The organism is Bacillus sp. AF62 (assembly GCF_050312695.1).
Classification (GTDB): domain Bacteria; phylum Bacillota; class Bacilli; order Bacillales; family Bacillaceae_G; genus Bacillus_A; species Bacillus_A cereus.
Map to the genome: position 1 here is coordinate 1 of NZ_JBNPJZ010000222.1, position 715 is coordinate 715.

The following is a 715-nucleotide window of genomic DNA, read 5'->3' on the forward strand; positions in this document are numbered from 1 at the left end:
TTAATGAATCCATCTGTTTTATTTTTATTCTCAAAAATAATGGGTATTCCATTATCCGTTGAAGAATGTGCAAAAAGAACATAATCATCTAACACCCAAGGCTCAAACGTCACCCCACCTTTATGAGGTAGATTCTTATCTCTTACATAATAGGGCGTGTTATATTGCAATCTTTCTCCATTTTTTGTTACAGGATCCGAATCATCTGCAGCCAACATTGTTGTAGGAAATGAAGTTATCACACTCGCTACCATTATTACACGGATTAAGTGTTTTTTCATGTTTCCAACCCCCTCATCTCTTTTTCAATTCACTATATCCAAAAACAAAAGTATACAATCAGACTGTTATAATCAGACGCATATTTGCAGCTGTATCATCGTTAATAACTTATTTACCAGTAACAACGTTGAATCACTTTCCGGTAACCCCACTCAATGGAAATGCAGTATTTTTATCAAAGTCCACAATCTGAATTAATTTAGCCCCGTTTACTTTATAATGTGTAGAAATTGTTTTTCCATTTGCATCCTTTATCCAACTAGGCATAAAAATACTTTGAATCGTGTTCTGCTCATCCACTATAAAAACATCGCCTGTATCTTGTTCTCCTCCCATATATTCTGCAAAGGTAACTAACTTCCAGCCATTTGGCATATGGACTGTAAATTCATACTCTTTTGGCGCTACATTATTTTTTATGTGAATGAAAGAT

Annotated in this window: 2 pseudogenes; both read right to left on the reverse strand. The window is 34.4% G+C overall.

Annotated features, from left to right (window positions below):
* Window positions 1–281: pseudogene (locus ACQRBL_RS32435) on the reverse strand (Kunitz family serine protease inhibitor); the annotation flags it as partial.
* A gap of 133 nt (window positions 282–414) precedes the next feature.
* Window positions 415–715: pseudogene (locus ACQRBL_RS32440) on the reverse strand (hypothetical protein); the annotation flags it as partial.